Source organism: Candidatus Binataceae bacterium (assembly GCA_035650475.1).
Classification (GTDB): Bacteria; Desulfobacterota; Binatia; order Binatales; family Binataceae; genus JAKAVN01.
The window spans coordinates 38,703-60,812 of sequence record DASRHP010000010.1 but is presented as its reverse complement, the minus strand read 5'-3'; the positions used below and the strand labels follow the sequence as shown (position 1 = coordinate 60,812).

Sequence of the window (22,110 nt, the reverse complement as noted above, 5' to 3'; positions counted from 1 at the left end):
AGCGAAGTGAGCCTGGGGACGGAATTGAGATCGAGGGAAGCGACCTTCCTGGCCGAGCAGCTCCTTCCTACCCCGTGCGCTACGCGCTCATCATCTCGCGATAGTGGCGCCAGATGCCGCGCTGGGTGGTTTCGTCGGTCTCATGGCCGGCGCGCGTGCCGCCGTCCTCGCGATGCTCGCGATGGAGCCCGCGGCGCAGCACCAACCATTCGTTGACCCGCGCCTGGAAGCCGACCTGGTTGCGCTCGTAGGCTTCGAAATCGTCTGGCGCAACGCGCCCGGCAGGTCCGTGAATCAGGTAGGTCTCGGCGAGCCGCCGCTGGTTCATCTCCTGCGGCGCGCCCTTGAGCATTGTCGGATAGTAATAGATGTTCGTCTCGTTGACGCTCACCGGCTGGATCACGCGAAACTGATTAAGGATGAAAATGATATTCGGGAATATGCAGAAGTGCGGGGGCCCGTTGGCGATTACCTCTTGCGCGCGTTCTGCGCCGTAGCGTCGCTCCATCCCTTCAAGGTATTCGCGCCATGCCTCGGGGCTCCATCCGTGCGGCACCGTGCGTCCGCCGTGCTTGCGGTTGATCGTAGTGAGATCCAGTTGGGCGCTGCCGCCGCCGAGGTCGCGCGCGAGCGCGTCGGTGCGCTCGCCGAAGACCGCATCCATGTCAACCTTGCGCCCCTTGGTGATCAGCGTCATCGCGGCGTGATGCAGGATATTCGGATGGTAGCCGTCGACCGAATTCTCCAGCGCCATCTTCCAGTTGCCCTTGTACGAATGCTTGAGCACGCCCGAGCGAAGCACGACCTCGCCCTCGGGCGAAAGGTCGCAGAACTGGTCGATAAGGCGGGCGGCGTTGCCCAGCTTCTCTTCCAGGCTCGGCCCGGCCGCGCTCATGCTGCCGAAGATGAGCCCGCGATAGGTCGCCATCCGGGGCACGCATGCGAGCGCGTACTCCTCGCGGCGGAACGAGCCGTCGTAGCCGGCGGCGTATGGCACCCCGACCAGCGCGCCGCGATTGTTGAAGGTCCATCCGTGATAGGCGCAACGGAAGGCGTGCGCGTTGCCGCGCTCGCCCTGACATACGGTGTTGCCGCGATGGGTGCAGCGGTTGAGCAGCAGGTGTATTCGGTGGTCTTCGTCGCGCGAGACGATTACGGGCTGGAGTCCGATCTGCCGTGTTACATAGTCGCCGGGCTCCGGAATCTCACTTTCGTGCGCAACGTATATCCAGTCCCGATACCAGATCTTCGCGAGCTCTTCCTCGAAGATCGCACAATCGTAGTACAGGCGTCCGCTCACGCGGTCGTCCTGGACGAGTTCGCTGTAGTCGGTCCGCGTCGAAAGCATCGTCGCCATACTCTCCGCTTGACCTCCTGAAATTCTCCGATCTTCGCCGCCGCTCGTTATCTTATGACCTCATATACGGCGACTCCGATCAATCCGCAATCCCGTGCTATCCCTCGCCTTTTCCCCGCGCTCGCCCAGCATCTGAACGATCATCCGCCGGGTGAGCGCCGCCGCCGGCAGCTCCATCTCCAACTCGCCGCCCAGTTCGAGCGCGAGGCTCAGTTCTTCGACCGGCTCGGGCCGCAGGTCGTAGACCATCAGATCCAAGCCGCCCTTCGCGACATTTATTGCGAGCGGTTTGCCCTGCTCGCCGAGTCCGATGAAGCCAACCTTCGTCATCGCCGTACCGGCCGCGCGCTCAGCCGCGACGTTCCATCCGTGACGGGTCGAGGAATGGCGCGAGCTCCTCGTGGCGCGCCCATGCAAGCGCCGCCAGTTCGAGCGGATCGAGAAATACGCAGCGCCCGCTGCGGGCGTCGCGGATCATCAGGCGCGGGCCGTTGCCGCGATCGTCGCGCGCCACGTCGACGGCGGCGAACTCGCTGGCGAGCCGAAGTACCGCGCCGGCCGCATGATTGGTGTTGTCCGTCATCATCAAATCAGAAACATCAGGTTTGGCAGCGGTTCATTGTTGTTGATCAGGACGACCTTCTTCGAGCGGATCCTGAAGCCGTCGCCTGCCGGCTCCAGCTTGTGCAGCGAGGTCCCCGCCCACAGGTACTGGTTGTGCCGATGCAGCTCGGCGAGGATGAAATTGGAGCTGACCGTGACCTCGCTCAGCGTCTCGTTTTCGATCTCGACATTCGAGATGAGTCGGCGCAGGCGCGGCGCCTGCTCGCGCAGCCACAAGGTCTCGCGCAGCCGGATGATCCGGTTACGCAGCGGCGTGCGCGTATCGTAGATGATCGACACGTTGACCCTGGGATCGATGTCGTCGTCGTTGCACGGCACCCAGTAGGTAATCGGCCCCTCCTCGGCCCACAAGCCCAGCCAGTCTTCGTACCGATGGCTGTCCATCAGGCGTGCCTCGCGGTAAAGGAAGCGCTCGATCGCGTGCAGCTCAACGCCCATCGCGTCGGTCCCCCGTCGCCTCACGCCGCGCCGGCGGCAGCGTTTCGATTGACCCGGTCCACGATGCGGACGTTATCGCCAGTTGTGCGCTGTGGGCAAGGCTGCGGGCGGCCGCGCCGCTTGACCTTTGCGCGCGGCGTGCAATCTTCATGGCGGCGCGATCCAGGTCGCGCCCGGAGGATTATTCGCGATGGGCGACGGGGCGAAGATGAGAGCGCGGCTGCGCGAGCTGCTGGGCGGCGGCGCGATGGCGGTCGGACCGCTGCTGTACGATGGCTTGCAGGCAAAGATCGCCGAGGCGGCGGGCTTCCCGCTGGTTTACATGTCGGGGGCAGGAACCGCCGCCGCGCGCGGCTATCCCGACGTCGGGCTGATCACGATGAGCGAGATGGTCGCCAACCTGCGCTACATCGCGGCGGCGGTGGACGTTCCGGTGGTTTCCGACGCCGACACCGGCTATGGCAACCCGCTCAACGTCTGGCGCACCGTGCGCGAGTACGAGGACGCGGGCGCCGCGGCGCTCCACATCGAGGACCAGGTCTTCCCCAAACGTTGCGGCTTCCTCGCCGGCAAGCAGGTGATCCCGCAAGCCGAGATGATCGCCAAGGTGCGGGCGGCATGCGACGCGCGGCGCGATCCCAATCTGGTAATCATCGCGCGCTGCGACGCGCTGGCGGTCGCCGGATGGGACGAGACGGAGCGGCGATGCCGCGCCTATCGCGCCGCCGGCGCCGACCTGCTCTTTGTTGACGGGATCAAGACGCGTGACGACCTCGACGCCTACGCCCGGCGGCTTGGCGACCTTCCGCTGCTGTACAACGGCCAGTTGCTGCCAGTGCCCGAACTGGCGCGCTATCCCTTCCGGCTCAATGTCAACGCGACGATCCTCGAAGTGATGTTCCGCACGCTGCAATCGTCGATGACGGAGCTGAAGGCATCGGGCATGGTCGGTGCGGTGCGCAACCGCACCTACGACTTCGTCAACGACTTCTTCGCCGTGCTCGGCCTGGGCAAGATCCGCGAGCTGGAGCAGCGCTACGTGAGCTGAGGCGGCGAACCCCGCGCTCGGGAGCGTGATCCGGCGGCGGCGCAAAGCCGAGGGCTGCGCGCCGCCGCCGGGTTAATTCAGCCCCATGTTATACAGCCGGTTGGCGTTCTCGAAAACGATCGCGTGAGTGATCTGCTCGGGCACGCCGGCGAAGTTCTCGCGGATCACCTGCTGCGAGTTGGGGAAAGTCGAGTCGGCGTGGGGGAAGTCGGAGGCCCACATGTAATTGTTGGCGCCGAAGAACTCCCAGGTCCGCGGCCCCAGCGGATCGTCCTGGAAGGTCGCCCACACGTTGCGCCGCACGTAGTCGCTGGGCTTAAGCGGCAGCTGCGCCGCGTTGGCGACCTTGGAGAAGACGTGGTCGAGGCGATGCACCCAGTTGGGAATCCATCCCACGTCGTTCTCCGCCGACACGATCTTCAGCTTCGGAAACCGCTCGAACACGCCGCCATAGACAAGGCGCGTGATGCACTGCTCGACGACGTGGATCACGTGGATCTGCAAGTCCGCCATCGTCGGCATCGCCGACGTAAGCGGCATCCCCGACACCAGCGGCTTGTGCAGCGAAATCGGCAGCCCGGCTTCCGAGCACGCTCGCCATAGCGGATCGAACCCCGGCGCGCTGTACGGCTTGTCATTGCTGTCCGAAGCGAGGATCAGGATCCCCTTGAGCCCCATCTTCGCGCAGCGCTCGATCTCGGAGACGTCGGGCAGCGCCTTGAGCGAGTAGAGTCCGATGCCGATCAGCCGGTGCGGATCGTGCCGGCAGAACTCGGCCAGCCAGTCGTTGTATGCGCGCAGGCAGGCTTGTTGAAGCTCGACGTCGGGCATGTTGAAGACCGCAATCCCGAGCGTCGAGTACAGGACTTCGGCCTTCACGCCGTCGAGGTCCTGGTCCTTCAGCCGCTCCACCGGATCCCATCCGCTTGGCCGCGCGGCCTCGTAGCCGTGCTTCATGTGCTCGCGCAGCGCCTCGCCGCCCTTGCCAGCGGCGAACGCCGCGGCGACGGCGAGCGGATGGATTCCCGGGCCGACGAACAGGTAGGCCGGGCCGGTGGACCTGGGATTCCTGATCACGCGCGGCGCGTCGTCGCGATACTTTTTATCCAGCCGCTCGACCCACAGGTCGGCGGGTTCAGTCATGTGCGAGTCGGCAGATACGACCTTCATCGCTTCCATTGCTGGCAACTTCCTCCTCAGCCTTGCGGTTCGAGCTCAGCGCAGCGCAATACCCGTCCCGGCAAGGCGCCGCTATGTTGTCCCGCTTCGAACAGAATCTGGCCGTTCACAATCGTGCAATGGATTCCCTCCGCCTGGGTGACGAGACGGCGGCCGCCGCCGGGCAGGTCGCGACGAATCTCAGGCCGGATGGCGGACGCGACGGTGTCGGGATCGAAGATCACGACGTCGGCCGCCATCCCCGGCGCGAGCCGGCCGCGGCCGGCGATTCCGAAGAAGTCAGCCGGTTCCGAGGTGATGCGCTTGATCGCGTGCTCGACCGTTAGCGCCCGCTTCTCGCGCACGAAGGTCCCGAGCAGGTAGGTGGGATAGCCAGCGTTGCACAGCATATCCACGTGCGCGCCGCCGTCTGAGATCCCGATCATTGTGCGCGGGTCGGCGAACTTCGCCGCCACCCGCTCCTCGTCCATATCGAGCAGCGGCATCATGTAAACGATGTCGAGATTGTCCTCGATCGCGAGGTCGAAGAAGACCTCCAGCGCCGCGTGCGCACGCCCGCGCTCGCGCGCGGCCTCGGCCACCGTCTTCCATATCAGTGATTGCAGCGCCGGGCTCACCGCTTCCTTGATTTGCGCGCGCTCCCAGATGTTGGCGAACACGGTGCGCCGTTGCAGTTCGGCGGCGAACGCGCGCCGGAAGGCGGGGTCGGCGTACATCTTCTTCTGCGCCTCGACCGGCTGGCCGAAAATCGGCTTGACCGACGGCATGCTGCCGAACAGGAAAGGGTTGCGCAGATGGAACTCGACGATGAGCGGGCGCACCGCGACCTGCGGACGGGCGCCGCGCCTAAGCAGCGGCTCCAGCTTGCGCAGCGTCTCCATGCAGGCGGTGGGATCGTCGCTGCGGTCGCGCAGATTGAGCCATGTCACCGGGCGGCCGCTCGCGTCGAGCAGCAGATCGAGCAGCGCGGCCTCACGCTCGGAAACTGTGCTCGGCTGGCGAGTGAGCGCGATCTCGATCGCGCCGCGGCCGGCCTCTTTGAGCACTCCGGCATACGCGCGCAACTCGTCGTCGCCGGCAAGCCGGCAGGCCAGCGGCTGGCTCTGGTAGCCCAGATGCTGCGGCATCACGGTCAGCGAGAAGCCAAAGGCGCCGGCCGCCATCGCCTCGCGCAGCAACTCGCGAATCGCGCGCGTTTCCTCCTCGCTGGCCGCGCGGCTCATCGCCTCGTCGCCCATCACGAAATGGCGAAACGGGCTCAGCGCGGCGAGGAATCCCAGATTGATTCCGCATCCGCGCCGCCGCGCCGCCTCCATATAGTCGGGAAAACTCGCCCAATCCCAGGTGAGACCGCGGCTCAGAACCTCGTACGGGATTGCCTCGACGTGGACCAGGTTCCAGGTTGCGACCTCGTGCTCGTCGGGCTTGCACGGAGCGAGCCCCACGCCGCAGTTGCCCATGATCACCGTGGTCACGCCGTGCCATGACGAGCACGTGACCAGCGGGTCCCAGCATATCTGCGCGTCGTAATGGGTATGCGGATCGATAAAGCCGGGCGCGACGACCAGCCCGTCGGCGTCGATCGTACGCCGCGCGGCGCCCTCGAGCCTGCCGATAGCCGTGATGCGGCCGCGGGAAACCGCGAGGTCGGCGGTGAAACGCGGCGCGCCGGTGCCGTCAACGATGGCGCCGCCTTTGATGAGCAGGTCGTGGGGCATCGCTACCTCCGCGCGCGCTCCGTCTGGATTGTTGGGTAGGCCCGCCGTACGTCAAAAGTCAAGCGCGGGTGGCGCAGCAGAGGCCGAAGCGGGCGCCGCTTGATGTGAATCGGCGGGGGAGCCGAGGCTTGAATCGGGCCGTCACAATGCTCAAATTCTCTCAGGCGCGCCGGGTGTGAGCGCGTCCCGCGCATAACGCGTACGATCAGACGCAGTCGGACGGAGCGGAGTTGTGAACGCGACGCTGTTCTTGCTGGAGAAGGTTGCGCACGCGACGGTGGGTATCCATTCGGCCGTGCCCTCTTCGCATCCGTCGGCCGGTATCGGGCTGGGTACCGACCGCCGCGGCACCGGCACCCTAGTCAGCTCCGACGGCCTCATCATCACGGTCAACTACATGCTGATGGGGGCGCAGCAGGTGTCGGTCACGCTGACCAGCGGCCAGGAGCTGCCGGCGGCGATCGTGGCGCAGGACTTCACGACCAACCTGGCGCTGCTCAAGATCGACGGCCACGACCTGCCCTTCCTCCAGGCGGTTTCGTCGCTCGAGTGTTCGCTCGGCCAGCAGATCTTCATGGTATCGAGCCTGGGCGGAGAGCGGCGATGCGCCGACGTGGGGCACATCACCTATCTCGGGCCGTTCGACGCCGCGTGGGAGTTCGTGCTCGAGCGCTGCATCTGCGTCACCGCCTCGGCGCTCAACATCGGGCTCAACGGCGGCCCGATCTGCAACTCGCGCGGACAGATAGTTGGGGTCTCGTACCTCAACTTCGCCGATCTCAACCGCGCGGTCCTGGCGATCCCGGGCGAGTGCTTTATCAGCAGCCGCGACGAGCTGTTACGCCACGGCAAACGGGTCAGCGTGCCGTCGCGGTTATGGCTGGGGGTGCTCTCCTACACGCTGCGCGAGCACGTCGTGATCGCCGACGTGGTGCCGGGCAGCCCGGGCGCCAAGGCCGGGCTGCGGCAGGGCGACGTGGTGCTGGCCGCCGACGAGCGCGAGATCCGCGACCGCCGCACCCTCTACGAAGCCGTCAACCGCCATCGTCCGGGCGAAACCGTTACGCTCAAGATCCTGCGCAACAACCAGGTCCGCTCGATCCCGGTTACCGCGATCCGGGTTGAGGACTACCTGGGCTAGCCTGATTCGCCTCACACGTCCTTGAAATCGCGTCTGCTGCGGCGCTCCTCGATCGCAGCCTGGGCCGCGGCGAGGCGCGCGACCGGAATGCGGTACGGTGAGCATGAGACGTAATCCAGGCCCAATCGGTGGCAGAGCTTGACGCTTGCCGGATCGCCGCCGTGCTCGCCGCAGATTCCGAGCTTGAGCTTGCGGTTCGCCCTGCGTCCGCGCTCGATCGCGATCTTCATCAGGCCGCCGACCCCGTCGGGGTCGAGCTGGGCGAAGGGATCGACGGGGTAGATGTGGCGTTCGAGGTAGTCGCCGAGAAACTTGGCCGAATCGTCACGCGACAGCCCGTAGGTCATCTGCGTCAGATCGTTGGTGCCGAAGGAGAAGAAATCGGCGACCGCGGCGATCTGGTCGGCCTGGATGCAGGCGCGGGGTACCTCGATCATGGTGCCGATTGAAAAGGTCAGGCGCGTTCCGTTGGTGCTTGCCAGATGCTGCGCCACCTCGCGGATTTCGGAGGCCAGAACCTCGAACTCGCGGCGTTCGCCGATGAGCGGCAGCATGATCTCGGGAATCGCACGCACGCCCTTCGCGCGCAGCTCGGCGGCGGCTTCCAGGATTGCCTGCGCCTGCGCCTTGTAGATCTCGGGGTAGCTGATGCCGAGGCGGGAGCCGCGATGGCCGAGCATCGGATTGAACTCGAACAGGCTGTCGCGCACCTGGCGCAGCTGCTCGGCGCTGACGCCCATCTTGGACGCCAACTCGCGCAGCTCGGAGTCCTGGTGCGGCAGGAACTCATGCAGCGGCGGGTCGAGCAGGCGGATCGTCACCGGCAGGCCCTTCATCTCGCGCAGGATGGCGACGAAGTCGGCGCGCTGCATCGGCACAATCTTGGCCAGCGCGCGTGCGCGCTGCTCGGCGTTGCTCGCCAGGATCATCTCGCGCATGGCATCGATCCGGTCGGGCGCGAAGAACATGTGTTCGGTACGGCAGAGCCCGATCCCCTCGGCGCCGAACTCGCGCGCCACCTGCGCGTCGTGTGGGGTGTCGGCATTGGCGCGCACGCCGAGGCGGCGCTCGGCGTCGGCCCACGCGAGAAACTTCTTGAAGAACGGCGACATCACCGGCTCGACCGTCGGCACGCGCCCCTCGATAACCTCGCCGGTGGTGCCGTCGAGCGTCAGGTACTCGCCGCGGTGGATCACCGTGCCGTTGGCGCTGAGCGTGCCGCCGGCGTAGTCGATTTCGATCTCCGAGCATCCGGCCACGCAGCACTTGCCCATCCCGCGCGCAACGACCGCCGCATGGCTGGTCATCCCGCCCCGCGCGGTCAGGATCCCCTCCGCCACCTGCATCCCGTGGATGTCCTCCGGCGAAGTCTCCTGGCGCACCAGGATCACCTTGCGTCCGGCGGCGGTCACGGCGAGCGCCTCGTCGGCCGAGAACACGGCCTCCCCCGCCACCGCGCCCGGCGACGCCGGCAGTCCGCGCGCGAGCACGCGCTTGGGCGCGTTGGGGTCGAGCCGCGGATGGAGCAGCTGCTCGAGCTGGACCGGCTCAACGCGGAGGAGCGCGGTGGCGCGGTCGATCAGCCGCTCGCCGGCCATCTCGACCGCCACCCGCACCGCGGCCTCGGCCGTGCGTTTGCCGGTGCGGGTCTGGAGCATGTAGAGCTTGCCGCGCTCGACGGTGAACTCGAGGTCCTGCATGTCGCGGAAGTGGCGCTCCAGGCGCTGGGCGACCCGCAGCAGCTCGCGATAGACGGCCGGGAAGCTCTCCTCGAGCGTGGCGTGCTTCGCGCGGCGCTCCGCCTCGCTGACGCCATTGCGGGCGGCCCACACGCGTCCGGCGGCGAGGCTTATCTGGCGCGGAGTGCGGATGCCTGCGACGACGTCCTCGCCCTGAGCGTTGGGCAGGAACTCGCCGTAGATGCCCTTCTCGCCGGTGGCCGGATTACGGGTAAAGGCGACGCCGGTCGCGCAATCGGGGCCGAGGTTGCCGAAGACCATCGACTGCACGTTGACCGCAGTGCCCCAGTCGCCCGGGATGTTGTTGATCCGGCGGTACACGATCGCGCGCTCGTTGTTCCACGACTCGAACACCGCGCCGATCGCGGCCCATAGCTGTTCCCACGGATCCTGCGGCAGGTCGCGGCCCGTGCGCGCGCGAATCAGGTCGCGGAACTCGCCGACCAGCTCCTTCAAATCGTCGGCGGTGAGATCGACGTCCTGGACCACGCCGCGCAGCGCCTTCTTGCGGTCGATCAGCTCCTCGAACGGATCGCGCGCGTTCTTGTCCTCGGGCTTGAGCCCGAGTACCACGTCGCCGTACATCTGGCAGAACCGGCGGTAGGAATCCCACGCGAAGCGCGCATTCTTGCTCGCCGCCTCCAGCCCCTTGACGCTCTCGTCTGTCAGCCCGAGGTTGAGGACGGTGTCCATCATCCCCGGCATCGAGACCCGCGCGCCCGAGCGGACCGAGACCAGCAGCGGATTGTGCGGATCGCCGAAGCGCTTGCCGAGCGCCCTTTCGATCCGCGCGACGCTCCTCGCCACGCCCTCCTTGAGACCGGACGGATACTTGCGGCCGTGCGCGTAGAAATAGGTGCATACGCGGGTCGAGATGGTGAAGCCAGGCGGCACCGGCAGCTTGAGCGACGCCATCTCGTGCAGGCCGGCACCCTTGCCGCCCAGCAGCTCGCGCATCCCGGCGCGTCCCTCGGCCACGCCCGCGCCGAAAAAGTAGATTTCAGGATGAACTCGCGCCATCTCGGAACCGATGCTCCCCTACCCGCCCATGGCGGGGCCTGAAAATCACATTTTACGCCGCGCCAGCCGTGGGGCTTAGCGGTGCCAGCCGATGCGTGCGGTCAGCTCGGCCGCGAGCGCGCCGATCTTGAAGCGCACCTGCCCGGTCGAATCGCGATCGCGCAGCGTTACCGTGTCGTCTTCCATCGTCTGATGATCGATCGTCACGCCGTAGGGCGTGCCAACCTCGTCCTGGCGCCGGTAGCGCCGGCCAATCGAGCCGGCCTGATCGTACGTCGCCGGGAAATGGCGCTGGAGCATCCGCAATACCTCCTGCGCCTTCTCCGGCTGCCCGCCTTTGCGCAGCAGCGGCAGCACCGCGACCTTGATCGGCGCGAGCCGCGGGTCCAGCCGCAACACGATCCGCTCCTCGCCCTCGACGACATCCTCGTCATAGGCATCGAGCAGAAAGGCGAGCATCGCGCGGTCGACACCGGCGGCGGGCTCGATTACCCACGGCCGGTAGCGTGCCCTGGCCTCCTCGTCGAAATAGGTCAGGTCCCTGCCGCTGTACTGCGCGTGCTGGTCGAGATCGAAGCTGCCGCGCTTGGCAATGCCCTCCAGCTCGCCCCAGCCGAACGGGTAGAGATACTCGACGTCGGTGGTTCCGCGCGAGTAGTGCGAGAGTTCTTCGGTCGAATGGGGCCGCAGGCGCAGATGCTCGCGGCGCACACCGTACTCCGTGTACCAGTTGAAGCGCTGCTCGACCCAGTAGTCGAACCATCGCTTCTCCTCTTGCGGATCGGGCTTGAAGAAGAACTCCATCTCCATCTGCTCGAACTCGCGGGTGCGGAAGATGAAGTTGCCAGGAGTGATTTCGTTGCGGAACGATTTGCCTATCTGGGCGACGCCGAAGGGTAGCTTGACCCGCTGGGTATCGACGATATTGGCGAAGTTGAGAAAGATGCCCTGCGCGGTCTCCGGCCGCAGGTACACCGTGCTCGCGCTGTCCTCGACCGGACCGATGAAGGTCTTGAACATGAGGTTGAACTGCCGCGCCTCGGTCAGTTCGCCGCCGCATTCGGGACAGCGACTGCCGCCCACGTGATCGGCGCGAAAGCGCTGCTTGCAGCTTTTGCAGTCGACCAGCGGGTCGGTAAAGCTTTGCAGATGGCCCGACGCTTCCCAGGTGCGCGGATGCTGGAGGATGGCGCTGTCGAGGCCGACAATGTCGCTGCGCCCGATCACCATCGCGCGCCACCACGCCTCCTTGACGTTGCGCTTGAGCTCGACGCCGAGCGGGCCGTAGTCCCAGGTCGAGCCGAGCCCGCCGTAGATGTCGCTGGCGGGGAAGACGATGCCGCGCCGTTTGCAGAGATTAACCAGCTTCTCCATCGTGACCGCGCGCTCCGCGCTTGCGGCCGGCGCCTGCTGTGGATTCTGTCCGGACAAACGAAAATACCTCCCGCGAAGCGCCGCGGCCCAAAACGTCGGCGGCCGCCTCGCAACAGCTATGCGCTCTTCCCGCCGAGCCGGATGATTTTGGCCGAGAGCGCGCCGCCCGGGCCGATCTCGAGCACGCCGACGGTGCCCGGGACGTCGACCAGATTGTGCGGCAACGTCGCGCTGCCCGGGTTGACCACCAGGGTCGCACCGAAGCGCACGACACCTTCAATATGGCTGTGACCCATCACCAGGACGTCCACCGGGCCGCCGAAATACTCGCGCATCGCCCGCTCGAAAACCGACTGCGAGGTCTCGTCCGGCGTCGGCAAGGCATGCGCAAGCCCCACCCGCACGCCCTCGACTTCGAGCACGTGCGCGAGGCGCACGCGCTCGTCGGGCTCCAGCCGGAAGCGATGGCCGCCCTGGCCCTCGTCGCCGTTGCCAAGTGCCGCAAGGACCGGCGCGATGCGGGCCAGTTCATCGAGGACGCGGCTGACGTAAACGTCGCCCGCATGCATCACGAGGTCGACGCCGCTGAATGCTTCAAACACCGCGGCGGGCAGATGTTCGCATGCCTCGGGAATATGGGTGTCGGAGATTAGCCCGATTCGCATCGTCGCTGGCGCCGGCGCTCGCCACCCTCGGCGGCGTATCGCCGTAAAATCCGTTCAGCGTGAGCCTAGAAACGTACCACGCCCTGTCGGGATCGGCAAATTTGCCCCAATTGTAAGCACAAGTTCGGGGCCGGCGATCGGCCTGTATCGCAAACCCTGACGATCAGATTGAAAGTGGGATATATTGCGCCCATAGGCTTCGGCTGCGGCGGATCGATGCGAGGCGAAGAGGAATTCGGAGCGCTATGAAAAATCGGACGGCAGAAACGAACGGCGGCGCGCGGCTAAAGATGCTGGGACTTGCGCTCACGGCGGCGCTGATACTTGCCGGATGCGGCCATAAGCTGGTCGCCAACGCCGGCGAGCACACGGTCAAGGTCTATCCTGACCAGGCGACCTTCGACAAGCTGGCCAAGCTCAAGGCGGAGGGCGGCGCGATGGGGATGTTGGGCGGGATCGGTCAGAACATCGCGGCCAAGGAAGTCGATGACCGCACGCCCGTACGGATCGTATCGAGTAACGACGAGGGCTCTGAAATCGAGGTCATCGACGGTCCGTTCAAGGGGCTGAAGGGGTTTGTACCGCGCCAGAACGTTAACTGAGGCGGTCGCGGGACGCGGCGCGCGATAAGCGCCTACCCGACGGGTGTCGCAAAGTTCTACAGCGCCGCCGCGCCGCGCTCTCCGGTGCGGATCCGCACCACCTCTTCCATCGGCATAACGAAGATCTTGCCGTCGCCGATCCGGCCGGTGCGCGCCGCGCGCTCGATCGTCTCGACCACCTGCGCCGTCAATTCGTCTGACACAATTATTTCCAACTTCACTTTGGGCAGAAAATCGACCACATATTCCGCCCCGCGGTAGAGCTCCGTATGGCCCTTCTGGCGACCGAAGCCCTTCACTTCGCTGACCGTCAGCCCCTGCACCCCGATGCTCGACAGAGCTTCCTTGACCTCGTCGAGTTTGAACGGCTTGATGATCGCCTCGACCTTCTTCATATGGCTCCTCCCGGCGCGCGCGCCGGACGGAATTTTCCCCGTTGGTTTAAGCTTATCTGTTCCAGATAAGCGTCGCCATGCGCAAGCCCCTGGGTTTGGCCGGACCCCCGGCGGTCTCGATCGCCTGACTGTCGGCTAGCATGCCGCGTGCCCGATGGCTCCCGTAACAAGGCCGATTTTGCCCGCCGCTAATCAAGCCGGCGCTCCGTGCGATGTCCGTACCGCTGCCTGTTGAGGCAGCATCGCCGGCGGCGTTGGCGTTGCGGGTCATTCAGGTCGAAGCTGCGCCTTAGCGGCGCTTGGCTCCTCGCCTCTCAGCAGGCGCGCGATGTTCTCCCGATGGCGTAGGATGACAAGCGCCGTCATCACGATCGCCAGCCCAACGTACGGGCGCGGCAGGCCGAGTGCCGCGACGGCCGGCGGCAGCGCGATCGATGCGCATATCGAGGCGAGCGAGACGGTGCGCCAGGCCGCGAAGACGGCGACGAAGACGCCAAGCGCGATCAGCACCGGCACGGGCGCGATCGCAAGCCAAACTCCGAGCGACGCCGCGACCCCCTTGCCGCCCCTAAACCCAAGGAAAACCGAGCAGATCGCGCCGACAAAGGCGAGCAGTCCGGTGAGCGCGACGACTTCGGGAGCGAACCCTGCAATCCGTGCCGCCTCAACCGGAATCAGCCCCTTGAGCAGGTCGCCGGCGAAAGTCAGCGCGGCGGCGCCCTTGCCGCCGGCGCGGGCCACGTTGGTCATCCCGATATTGCCCGAGCCGACCGTGCGCGGGTCGAAGCCGCGCGCCCGTCCAACCAGCACGCCGACGGGGATCGATCCGATCAGGTAAGCGGCGAGAAGAACGAGCGCGACGCTCAGCAAGGGTGGGCCTTTCGCGCGCTAAAGTTGGTCGGGGTGACTGGATTTGAACCAGCGACTCCTGCGTCCCGAACGCAGTGCTCTAGCCAGGCTGAGCTACACCCCGTACGCTACGGTTCCGAACCGGCCAACACTTATAGCATCGCCGCGCGGACGATTGCGAGATACCCGCCGGCCTCAGGCGCGCGCCGCGCGCTCGCGCATGTCCGCGATTATCCTGCGGTAGTCGCCGCGGCCGAAAATCCCCGAGCCGGAGACGAAAACGTTGGCTCCCGCTTGGGCCACCGCCGCAATATTGTCGACCTTGATCCCGCCGTCAACCTCAATGTCCACCTCGAGCCGGCGGCGCTCAATCTCGCGCCGCACCGTGCGCAGCTTCTCGAGGCTATCGGGGATGAAGCCTTGGCCACCGAAGCCCGGATGCACGCTCATCACGAGAATCATGTCCAGATGCGCGGCGGCCGCGAGCACGCGATCGGGCGGCGTCTCGGGATTGATCGCGACCGAAGCGCGCGCGCCGAGGGCGCGGATCCGGCCGGCGATTTCGCCCAGGTCTTCGCAGACCTCGGCATGCACCGAGATCAAGTTGGCGCCGGCCTCGACGAAAGCGTCGAGGTAGCGGGCGGGATCGGAGATCATCAGATGGGCGTCGAGCGGGAGCCGGGTAATCTTGCGCACCGACTTTAGCACCGGCACGCCGATCGACAGGTTGGGCACGAAATGGCCGTCCATCACGTCGAAGTGGATCAGGTCCGCGCCGGCCTCCTCGACGCGGCGGATCTCCTCGCCCAGCCGCGCGAAATCGGCCGACAGGATCGACGGCGCAATCTTGTGTTCGAAGGCCATGGCTCAACACTACCGCCTTGTGTGAAGCGCGGCAAAAGCCGCTGGCGCGGCCGTGGCCCGACGGAGGGACCAACTTGCAGCGTCACCCCTTGGGACAACGGCGCATCCGGGCGGCGTAAAAGCCGTCAAGCCCGCCGCGCTCGGGGCTGGTAGCAAGCGTCCCGTCCGAGGCAAGCCAGGGCGCGAGCTCTGCTACCGGCGGACGTTCGAGCGCGAACTCCGGATGGGCTTGGAGAAAATCGCGCAGTGCGCCCGGCCCCTCGTCGTGTGCGAGGCTGCACACCGCATAGACAATAACCCCGCCCGGGCGGACGAGCGTCGCGGCGCTTTCCAGCATTCGGCGCTGAACGAGGGCCATCCGCCGGAAGTCGTCCGGGTCCAGGCGCCATCGTATCTCTGGATGCTCGCGCAGCGTGCCGGTTCCCGTGCACGGTGCGTCGAGAAGAACGAATTGGGCGGCCTCCGGCCGCACCGGCGCAGCCGCCGCGACATCGGCGCGAGCGAAGTCGAGGTTGCGATGGCCGAGGGTTTGGGCTACGGCGCGCGCCGCGCAAAGCCCGCGCAGATTGAGGTCGAAGGCGACGATGCGCCCGTGCGGGCCGACCAGCTCCGCGAGATGAGTCGCCTTGCCGCCGGGCGCGGCAGCGCAATCGATGACGGTCGCCCCCGGCGCGGGCGACAGCATCCGGGCGACCATCTGTGATGCCTCCGATTGCGGATGGAACCATCCCTCGCGATACGACGCGGCGTCAAAATCCGGCGTCGCCGCGAGGATCGCTGTCTCGGGCAGGCAGCCGCCAGGCACGACCTCCACACCGTCGGCCGCCATCCGCGCGATAACCTCCTCGCGCGTTCCGCGCGCGAGGTTGAGGCGCACGACATTGGGTGCAGCCTCGTTGTTGGCCGCCATGAGCGCCTCGGCGCGCGCGACGCCGAACCATTCGATGAAGCGTCCGACGAGCCATCGCGGATGCGAGCAGGCGACGCTGAGGTAGGCGCCCTCATCACGCGCCCGTTCCGGCATCGCGAGCGCACCGCGCGCGGCGCGTCGCAGCACCGCGTTGACGAGTCCAGCGGCCCCGCGTCCGCGCGCCCCGCGCGCAAGCGTAACGGCGGTATCCACCGCGGCATGCGCGGGCACGCGCGAAAGCTGGCGCATCTGAAAAAGCCCGAGCCGAAGAACGGCAAGGAGTGTCGGATCGAGCCGGTCCAACGGCAGGGCGCAAATGTGCGCCAACTCGTAATCCAGCCGGCCGCGCCAGGCGAGCGTGCCGAGCACGAGCCGAGTCACCAGCCGCCGGTCGACCGGCGCGAGCGCGCCGAGTCGGCGACCGAGCAGGACGTCAGCGAAGGCGCGGCGGGTCTCGACGGCGACGAGGATGTCGCAGGCAGCGCGGCGGGCCGCAAGGCCGGCCGCGCCGCCTGCGGCCGCCAATGCGCCGGATTGCCCGCTCCGGGTCGGCGCTCGCGCCTGCGGCGCCTGCGCGCCGCCGCGCCCGGGCGCTCGGCGAGGCCCCCGCCGCTTCATCCCAGCCGCTGGCCCGCGACGACTCGTCGCCCGCGCATGTACTCCACCGCACTCATCCGCTTGCGACCCGGCGCCTGCACCTCGACCAGCAGCACTCGTCCGCGCCCGCATTGTACTGCGACATCAGGGCGGACCCGCACGATCGTGCCAGGCGCTTGGCCTGAGGCGTCCACGCTATCGATGGCGACGCGCCAGATCAGAAGCTCGTCCGCGCCCAGACGCGTGCGTGCAACCGGCCACGGATCGTACGCCCGCACCATCCGCTCGATCCGCGCGGCATCGGCGTTCCAGTCAATCACCGCGTCCTGCTTGGTGACCGGAGCGGTATAGGTCGCAAGGTTCTCGTCCTGCGGCGTTTCGGTCAGCTCGCCGCGTCGCAGCTTCTCGAGCGCTTCGAGCAGCGCCTGCGCGCCGAGTTCCGCCAGCTTGTCCTTGAGCGTACCCTGGGTTTCATCGGGCGCTATCGGAATCGCCCGCTTGAGCAGTATCGGACCCGCATCCATGCGCGCAGTGATCCGCATGATCGTGACGCCGGTCTCCGCATCGCCCGCCAGGATCGCGCCCTCGATCGGCGCGGCGCCGCGATGGCGCGGCAGGAGTGAGGCGTGCACGTTGATCGGCATGATTCGCGCCGCTTCGAGCACGGCATCGGGAAGAATGCGTCCGTAGGCAGCCACCACGAGCAGGTCTGGATCGAGGCCACGCAGTTCGGCGAGGAATTCCGGCGAACGGATCTTCGCCGGCTTCAGGATGGTCAGACCGAGATGCTCGGCCGCCGCTCCGACCTCGCTCGGTTCCAGCTTGAGTCCCCGTCCGCGCGGCTGATCGGGACGCGTAACGACGCCGACGATCTCGAATCCGCGCGCGGCTTCGGCGGCCAGGCGCTTGAGGATATGGGCCGCCAGCGCAGGCGTGCCCATGAAAACGATTCTCAGCGGCGCGCCGATGTCAGATCCGGAGGCTGGAGGGCCGCTGGCCATCGGCCTTGCCCTCCTTTATCAGCTTGGCCAGCTTGCGCCGGTACAGTTCGCGCTTGAGGCGGCTGATGCGGTCGATGAAGAGCTTGCCGTCGAGATGGTCGAGCTCGTGCTGGAGCGCGACCGCGAGCAGGTCGGAGCCTTCGACTTCGATCTCCTTCTCCTCCGGCGTCCATGCGCGCACCAGCACGCGCGCCGCGCGTTTGACGTCGGCGGTGAAATCGATCACCGACAGGCATCCCTCTTCCCAGGTGATCGAACCTTCGGCCTCGACGATTCGCGGGTTGATAAGTTTGAGCAGATGCTTGCCGGGGTTGTCGTGATCGGTGTCGAGCACGATCAAGCGGCGATGGTCACCGACCTGAGGCGCGGCAAGACCCACCCCAGGCGCCGCGTACATGGTCTGCACCATGCTGTCGATAAAGCCGGCGAGCCCGCCGTCGATGTTTTCCACCGCCCGCGCAGGCTCCTTGAGCGCCGGGTCCGGAAACTTGAGGATCTTGAGCAGCGCCATAGGGTCCAGAAAAAAATCTATCAGAGGGGCCGCCGCGCCAAAAGTACGGCAGCCGCGCCGCGCCAATCCCGAGCGCGCGAAGGCGAGGCAGCCGCGCTAGTCAACAAACCGATGCTTGCGCAAAAACGACTCCATCGCGCGCACGCATTCCTCAGGACGTTCGATTTGCAGAAAGTGCGTGGTGCCGGGGATCGCCTCGTACTCGCACGGCGTCTCGCCGGCAATCGCGCGCCCGATAAGCGCCGGCGGTTGCTTGAAATCGCTTTCGGGGTCGCCGCAGATGAGCTTGCACGGCACGGGCAAATTCGCCATCCGCGGCCAGATCGTGGGGTCGCGGTTACTCGAGAAGACGTGCGCCTCCAACTCGCGCGGGCACGCCAGGGTCCAGTCACCCGCGCGCTCGTCGCGCCTGAGCGTCGCACGCGCCATCAGCTCGTACGCTTCCGGCCGCCATAGCCGGAACTGCGGCAGGCGGGCGAAGGTGGCCGCGAGCTCGGAGGGATCGCCGTAGCGTTCGGTGCGGCGGCGCGCGCGTTCGGCGATATCGTCCTCGTGCTCCTTCTGAATCGGCTGCAAGGGGTGGCCCTCGCGTGGATGGATCGGCGGATCGAAGAGCACCAGCGGATCCCACCGCCGGCCCATTTCCAGCGTATGCATCACGGCGGTGACCGCCGACAGCGAGTGAAAGACGCCGGCAACCGGCCGGGCGCCAAAGCGGTCGCGGATCGTATCCCAGACGCGCTCGTCGTCGCGAATGAATTGGCGCCAGTGATGGTTGGGCGGGTCGTGAACGGGATTCCGGCCGTGGTTGCGAAAATCGTAAAGGATGAGGTCGTAGCGGTCGAGCAGCAGCCGCCAAAAAGGGAAGTAGCCGTCGATCGCCAGCCCGTTGCCGTGGCTGAGCGCAAGCCGCGGCCCCTCCGCCACGCCGTAGCGGCGCAGGCGAATTACCGCGCCGTCGTCCATCACGGCATCGACCACCGTATTCGGCTGCGGAATCGCCGCCCGCTCTTGAGCAACCATCGCGCCCGAACTTAGCAGCTTTTGCGCGGGGCTTCACGTTGGATTGGCCGGCCCACAGCCCGCGCATCCCTCCGCATTGCCGCGCCGAGCGCGCATGATTACCCTCGTTCAATGGACAACGACGCGGTCTTGGTCACCACCACCAACGACGCTCCCGGCTACAGGATCGTCGCCGTTTACGGCGAAGTCTTCGGCCTCATCTGCCGGGCGCGCAATGTCTTCTCCAACGTCGGCGCCGGATTGCGCACGCTCTTCGGCGGCGAGGTCGGCGCCTATACCCAGCTGCTTTCGGACAGCCGGGTCCAGGCGATTGAGCGGCTGCGCCTGGCGGCGCTGGAGAAGGGCGCCAACGCGGTGGTCGCGATGCGCTTCGACTGCAACGAGATCGGCAACATCATGAGCGAGATCGCCGCCTACGGCACAGCGGTCCGGATCGAGAAGCTCTAGAGCGCGCGGCGCCGCATCGCGTGCCCTGAGGAGCACGGCGCGCCTTACAGCATATTGACCGGGTCGATGTCGACGCCGACGAGGATGCCCGCGCGTGCTTCGCGTGGGCCCAGCCGCGCAAGCATCGCGCCGAGCGCCGCGCGCATCGCGGCCTGCTCCTGCGATTTCACCACGACCTGCCATCGGTAGCGCGCGCGCAGCCGTTCGATCGGCGCCGGCGCGGGCCCCAGCACGCGCATCGCGTCGTCCTTAACCTGCGCCCGCAGCGCGGCCGCCGCCCGTTGCGCCGTCGCGGCCACCGCTGCCGCCTCCGCCCCCTCGATTCGCACCAGTGCCATCCGCGCAAACGGCGGCCATCCCAATTCTTGCCGCAGGCGCAGCTCACGCCGGATGAAGCGCTCGTAATCCTGGTCGCGCGCGGCGCGGATGCTGTAATGATGCGGCGCGTAGGTCTGTATCAGCACGCGGCCCGGTCGCTCGCCGCGCCCGGCCCGCCCTGCCACCTGGGTCAGCAACTGGAACGTCCGCTCGGCCGAGCGGAAGTCGGGCAAATTGAGGCCCAAGTCGGCGAGCACCACGCCGACGAGCGTCACTCCGGGCAGGTCGAAACCCTTGGTGATCATCTGCGTGCCGACCATCACGTCGATCTCACCGCGGCGCAGCCGCTCGACCATGCTCAGCCGCACCCCGCGCCGCCCGCTGGTGTCGCTGTCCATCCGCTCAATCCGCGCCCCTTCGAGCGCCTCGCTGAGCGCGGCCGCCAGACGCTCGGTGCCAAAGCCCTGGCCAACGAGGCCCCAGCCGCCGCATTCGGGACATCTCTCCGGCGCGGGCTGGCGCGCGCCGCACCAATGGCATCTGAGCGAACGGTCGCGCAGATGGAAGGTCATGCTGACGCTGCAATTCGCGCAGGACAGGACCACCCCGCAGAGATGGCATTGGAGGAAATTGTGGAAGCCGCGCCGGTTGAGAAAGACGACGCTCTGTCCGCCAGCGGCCAGATTGGCGCGCAGCGCATTGAGCAGCGGAGTGGAAAGCGGCACCGCCTGGGGTCCGCGCGCCTCGCCCGTGCCGTCCTTTTTGCCGCGCGCCTCGGCCGCCTCCCTGCGCGCGAATTCCTGGCGCAGATCAACGATCTCGACCTCGGCCATCGCGCGCTCCATCACCCGCCGTGTCATCCGCACCAGCCGGTAGCGGCCGCGCCGCGCGTTGAAGAACGACTCCGCTGACGGCGTGGCCGAACCCAGCACGACCGGGCATCCGGCTAGCTGTCCGAGCATCACCGCGAGGTCGCGCGCGTGGTAGCGGATTCCCTCCTCCTGCTTGTAGGCGGGGTCGTGCTCTTCATCGACGATGATAAGGCCAAGCCCGCTCAGCGGCGCGAAGATCGCCGAGCGCGGGCCGATCATGAGCCGCGCCTGCCCGCCAAGCGCCGCCATCCAGCTCGCCCATCGCTCGGACAGGTTCTGCGCACTGTGCGCGACCGCGACCAGCGGGCCGAAACGGGCGCGGAACGATCGGACGATCTGATCGGCGAGCGCGATCTCGGGCACCAGCACCAGCACCTGCCGCCCGGCCTCCAGCGCCGCCGCCGCGAGCTTCAGATAGACCTCGGTCTTGCCGCTCGCGGTGACGCCCCACAGCAGATAGGTTGCGAAACGCCGCTGTGTGACGGCCGGCGTGATCGTTTCCAGCACGAGCGCCTGTTCGGGCGTCAGTTCGTACGCCTGCTCGCTGCTTCCCGAGACGACAGCGCTCTCTTTCGCGCTGTCCGTTCGCGCCAAAGCGCCCGCCGCGGAGGCCGATTCGATCGCCACGAGGCCGCGGCGCCTGAGCGCGTGCACGATCGCACGCGCACCGGCTATCCGCTCTTCCAGTTCGTCGAGGGCGAGCGGCTCCGGCGCCACTTCGTTAAGCGCTTCAAGCACGGCGCGCTGCCGTGCGCCGCGCAAGTTCGCGGCCGCTCCGACGGCGTCTGGCGCAAGACGCACCGCAAGGGCCTCGCGATGGCGTCCACGGGTGGCGTCCGCCGCCTCGACCATCCCCTCCGCGACGAGGCGGCCGAGGAGGGCGGAGATCTCGCGCCGCTCGCCAAGCCGCGCGAGCTCGCGCGCCGTCATCGCGCGGCGCGCCAGCGCATTGACGATCGCGCGCTCGACCGCCGACATCGTCGCGCGCCTGAGCGGATCGGGCGGCGCTGCAAGCCGATAGACCTTGCGCGACTCGATCCGGGCGAGCGCCGGGATCACGCTGCGCATCGCCTCGCCGATCGGCGCCATGTAGTACGACGCCATGAACTCGATCAGGCGCAGGTGGGCATCGTCGTAGAGCGGGAGCGCCTCGGGCAGCTCCAGAATCGGCTTGGGCGCGGCGCCCCCGCTGTCGAGCGCCTCGCCGACTGCGGTGACGATTCCTGTCAGCCGGCGCGCGCGCAGCGGGACGATCACGCGATGGCCGCGTCCGACGCGCCCCTCGAGCGCGGCCGGGATCGCGTAGGTCAGCTCGCCGACGCCGCGCGCCGCGCCGATTGGAATCACCCTGGCCTGCATCGCTCAGCCGCAGCGCGCCGCCGTCGGCGCGCCGATCGCAATTTACACGCCCCCGGCGC

General features: G+C 67.2%; 21 protein-coding genes and 1 tRNA gene. 4 read left to right on the top strand and 18 right to left on the bottom strand.

The features are described 5' to 3' along the window. Nucleotides 1–79: 79 nt before the first annotated feature. The 4 genes from VFB33_10465 to VFB33_10450 all read right to left on the bottom strand — a co-directional run bounded on the left by VFB33_10465 (nt 80) and on the right by VFB33_10450 (nt 2,419). A complete protein-coding gene (locus tag VFB33_10465; GenBank protein ID HZO82103.1) occupies nt 80–1,348 on the bottom strand; it encodes a Rieske 2Fe-2S domain-containing protein in 1,269 nt (422 codons plus the stop codon). A gap of 69 nt (nt 1,349–1,417) precedes the next feature. Continuing rightward, on the bottom strand, nt 1,418–1,687 hold the full coding sequence (locus VFB33_10460; protein ID HZO82102.1) for an NAD(P)-binding domain-containing protein: 270 nt from the start codon (nt 1,685–1,687) through the stop codon (nt 1,418–1,420). Between the two features lie 19 nt (nt 1,688–1,706). Further along, entirely contained in the window at nt 1,707–1,943 is a 237-nt protein-coding gene (locus VFB33_10455) for a hypothetical protein (protein ID HZO82101.1), read from the bottom strand. Then, complete coding sequence (locus tag VFB33_10450) at nt 1,943–2,419, bottom strand: aromatic-ring-hydroxylating dioxygenase subunit beta (protein ID HZO82100.1); 477 nt, start codon at nt 2,417–2,419, stop codon at nt 1,943–1,945. Before VFB33_10450 ends, VFB33_10455 begins: the two co-directional genes overlap by 1 nt. 190 nt (nt 2,420–2,609) lie before the next feature. Here VFB33_10450 and VFB33_10445 point away from each other — a divergent pair, with 190 nt between their 5' ends. After that, nucleotides 2,610–3,467, top strand: a complete 858-nt coding sequence (locus VFB33_10445) for an isocitrate lyase/PEP mutase family protein (protein ID HZO82099.1) — start codon at nt 2,610–2,612, stop codon at nt 3,465–3,467. 72 nt (nt 3,468–3,539) lie between these two features. Here the strand turns inward: VFB33_10445 and VFB33_10440 are convergent, their stop codons facing one another. Together VFB33_10440 and VFB33_10435 are read right to left on the bottom strand one after the other, a co-directional pair. Beyond that, nucleotides 3,540–4,646 (bottom strand): amidohydrolase family protein, encoded by a 1,107-nt coding sequence (locus VFB33_10440; protein ID HZO82098.1) that lies wholly within the window; start codon nt 4,644–4,646, stop codon nt 3,540–3,542. Between the two features lie 17 nt (nt 4,647–4,663). Further along, entirely contained in the window at nt 4,664–6,364 is a 1,701-nt protein-coding gene (locus VFB33_10435; GenBank protein ID HZO82097.1) for an amidohydrolase family protein, read from the bottom strand. A 232-nt stretch (nt 6,365–6,596) separates the two neighbouring features. Here VFB33_10435 and VFB33_10430 point away from each other — a divergent pair, with 232 nt between their 5' ends. Beyond that, nucleotides 6,597–7,505, top strand: coding sequence for a S1C family serine protease (locus VFB33_10430; GenBank protein HZO82096.1), 909 nt, complete (start codon nt 6,597–6,599; stop codon nt 7,503–7,505). 11 nt (nt 7,506–7,516) lie between these two features. Here VFB33_10430 and ppdK read toward each other — a convergent pair whose 3' ends face one another. From ppdK to VFB33_10415, 3 genes are all read right to left on the bottom strand, one after another. Continuing rightward, complete coding sequence (gene ppdK, locus VFB33_10425; protein HZO82095.1) at nt 7,517–10,264, bottom strand: pyruvate, phosphate dikinase; 2,748 nt, start codon at nt 10,262–10,264, stop codon at nt 7,517–7,519. A gap of 75 nt (nt 10,265–10,339) precedes the next feature. After that, entirely contained in the window at nt 10,340–11,638 is a 1,299-nt protein-coding gene (locus VFB33_10420) for a glycine--tRNA ligase (GenBank protein HZO82094.1), read from the bottom strand. A gap of 116 nt (nt 11,639–11,754) precedes the next feature. Then, the gene (locus tag VFB33_10415; protein HZO82093.1) at nt 11,755–12,303 is read right to left on the bottom strand and encodes a YfcE family phosphodiesterase; all 549 of its coding nucleotides are present in this window, start codon (nt 12,301–12,303) and stop codon (nt 11,755–11,757) included. Between the two features lie 245 nt (nt 12,304–12,548). On the opposite strand from VFB33_10415, the gene VFB33_10410 reads away from it, so the two are divergent. Next, the gene (locus VFB33_10410) at nt 12,549–12,905 is read left to right on the top strand and encodes a hypothetical protein (protein HZO82092.1); all 357 of its coding nucleotides are present in this window, start codon (nt 12,549–12,551) and stop codon (nt 12,903–12,905) included. Nucleotides 12,906–12,961: 56 nt separating this feature from the next. Here VFB33_10410 and VFB33_10405 read toward each other — a convergent pair whose 3' ends face one another. From VFB33_10405 to VFB33_10370, 8 genes are all read right to left on the bottom strand, one after another. Next, on the bottom strand, nt 12,962–13,300 hold the full coding sequence (locus VFB33_10405; protein HZO82091.1) for a P-II family nitrogen regulator: 339 nt from the start codon (nt 13,298–13,300) through the stop codon (nt 12,962–12,964). Between the two features lie 267 nt (nt 13,301–13,567). Continuing rightward, a complete protein-coding gene (plsY, locus tag VFB33_10400) occupies nt 13,568–14,170 on the bottom strand; it encodes a glycerol-3-phosphate 1-O-acyltransferase PlsY (protein HZO82090.1) in 603 nt (200 codons plus the stop codon). A 25-nt stretch (nt 14,171–14,195) separates the two neighbouring features. Continuing rightward, nucleotides 14,196–14,273, bottom strand: a tRNA-Pro gene (locus tag VFB33_10395). Nucleotides 14,274–14,344: 71 nt separating this feature from the next. Further along, a complete protein-coding gene (gene rpe / locus VFB33_10390) occupies nt 14,345–15,013 on the bottom strand; it encodes a ribulose-phosphate 3-epimerase (GenBank protein ID HZO82089.1) in 669 nt (222 codons plus the stop codon). 82 nt (nt 15,014–15,095) lie between these two features. Next, nucleotides 15,096–16,448, bottom strand: a complete 1,353-nt coding sequence (gene rsmB, locus VFB33_10385) for a 16S rRNA (cytosine(967)-C(5))-methyltransferase RsmB (GenBank protein HZO82088.1) — start codon at nt 16,446–16,448, stop codon at nt 15,096–15,098. Between the two features lie 89 nt (nt 16,449–16,537). Continuing rightward, nucleotides 16,538–17,521, bottom strand: coding sequence for a methionyl-tRNA formyltransferase (fmt, locus tag VFB33_10380; protein ID HZO82087.1), 984 nt, complete (start codon nt 17,519–17,521; stop codon nt 16,538–16,540). Then, a complete protein-coding gene (gene def, locus VFB33_10375) occupies nt 17,490–18,032 on the bottom strand; it encodes a peptide deformylase (GenBank protein HZO82086.1) in 543 nt (180 codons plus the stop codon). The genes fmt and def overlap by 32 nt, the downstream gene beginning before the upstream one ends. A 96-nt stretch (nt 18,033–18,128) precedes the next feature. Continuing rightward, nucleotides 18,129–19,055 carry an alpha/beta hydrolase gene (locus VFB33_10370; GenBank protein HZO82085.1) on the bottom strand — a complete coding sequence of 309 codons (927 nt, stop codon included), beginning with the start codon at nt 19,053–19,055 and terminating at the stop codon, nt 18,129–18,131. 111 nt (nt 19,056–19,166) lie between these two features. On the opposite strand from VFB33_10370, the gene VFB33_10365 reads away from it, so the two are divergent. Further along, complete coding sequence (locus VFB33_10365) at nt 19,167–19,502, top strand: heavy metal-binding domain-containing protein (GenBank protein HZO82084.1); 336 nt, start codon at nt 19,167–19,169, stop codon at nt 19,500–19,502. Nucleotides 19,503–19,546: 44 nt separating this feature from the next. Here VFB33_10365 and priA read toward each other — a convergent pair whose 3' ends face one another. Next, a complete protein-coding gene (gene priA, locus VFB33_10360; protein ID HZO82083.1) occupies nt 19,547–22,051 on the bottom strand; it encodes a primosomal protein N' in 2,505 nt (834 codons plus the stop codon). Between the last annotated feature and the right edge of the window lie 59 nt (nt 22,052–22,110).

What these genes read in the sequence shown, in the direction of transcription:
- VFB33_10465 (HZO82103.1), bottom strand. Translation starts at nt 1,348, where the DNA reads ATGCTTTCGACGCGGACCGACTACAGCGAACTCGTCCAGGACGACCGC.
- VFB33_10460 (HZO82102.1), bottom strand. Translation starts at nt 1,687, where the DNA reads ATGACGAAGGTTGGCTTCATCGGACTCGGCGAGCAGGGCAAACCGCTC.
- VFB33_10455 (HZO82101.1), bottom strand. Translation starts at nt 1,943, where the DNA reads ATGATGACGGACAACACCAATCATGCGGCCGGCGCGGTACTTCGGCTC.
- VFB33_10450 (HZO82100.1), bottom strand. Translation starts at nt 2,419, where the DNA reads ATGGGCGTTGAGCTGCACGCGATCGAGCGCTTCCTTTACCGCGAGGCA.
- VFB33_10445 (HZO82099.1), top strand. Translation starts at nt 2,610, where the DNA reads ATGGGCGACGGGGCGAAGATGAGAGCGCGGCTGCGCGAGCTGCTGGGC.
- VFB33_10440 (HZO82098.1), bottom strand. Translation starts at nt 4,646, where the DNA reads ATGGAAGCGATGAAGGTCGTATCTGCCGACTCGCACATGACTGAACCC.
- VFB33_10435 (HZO82097.1), bottom strand. Translation starts at nt 6,364, where the DNA reads ATGCCCCACGACCTGCTCATCAAAGGCGGCGCCATCGTTGACGGCACC.
- ppdK (HZO82095.1), bottom strand. Translation starts at nt 10,264, where the DNA reads ATGGCGCGAGTTCATCCTGAAATCTACTTTTTCGGCGCGGGCGTGGCC.
- VFB33_10420 (HZO82094.1), bottom strand. Translation starts at nt 11,638, where the DNA reads ATGGAGAAGCTGGTTAATCTCTGCAAACGGCGCGGCATCGTCTTCCCC.
- VFB33_10415 (HZO82093.1), bottom strand. Translation starts at nt 12,303, where the DNA reads ATGCGAATCGGGCTAATCTCCGACACCCATATTCCCGAGGCATGCGAA.
- VFB33_10410 (HZO82092.1), top strand. Translation starts at nt 12,549, where the DNA reads ATGAAAAATCGGACGGCAGAAACGAACGGCGGCGCGCGGCTAAAGATG.
- VFB33_10405 (HZO82091.1), bottom strand. Translation starts at nt 13,300, where the DNA reads ATGAAGAAGGTCGAGGCGATCATCAAGCCGTTCAAACTCGACGAGGTC.
- rpe (HZO82089.1), bottom strand. Translation starts at nt 15,013, where the DNA reads ATGGCCTTCGAACACAAGATTGCGCCGTCGATCCTGTCGGCCGATTTC.
- fmt (HZO82087.1), bottom strand. Translation starts at nt 17,521, where the DNA reads ATGGCCAGCGGCCCTCCAGCCTCCGGATCTGACATCGGCGCGCCGCTG.
- def (HZO82086.1), bottom strand. Translation starts at nt 18,032, where the DNA reads ATGGCGCTGCTCAAGATCCTCAAGTTTCCGGACCCGGCGCTCAAGGAG.
- VFB33_10370 (HZO82085.1), bottom strand. Translation starts at nt 19,055, where the DNA reads ATGGTTGCTCAAGAGCGGGCGGCGATTCCGCAGCCGAATACGGTGGTC.
- VFB33_10365 (HZO82084.1), top strand. Translation starts at nt 19,167, where the DNA reads ATGGACAACGACGCGGTCTTGGTCACCACCACCAACGACGCTCCCGGC.
- priA (HZO82083.1), bottom strand. Translation starts at nt 22,051, where the DNA reads ATGCAGGCCAGGGTGATTCCAATCGGCGCGGCGCGCGGCGTCGGCGAG.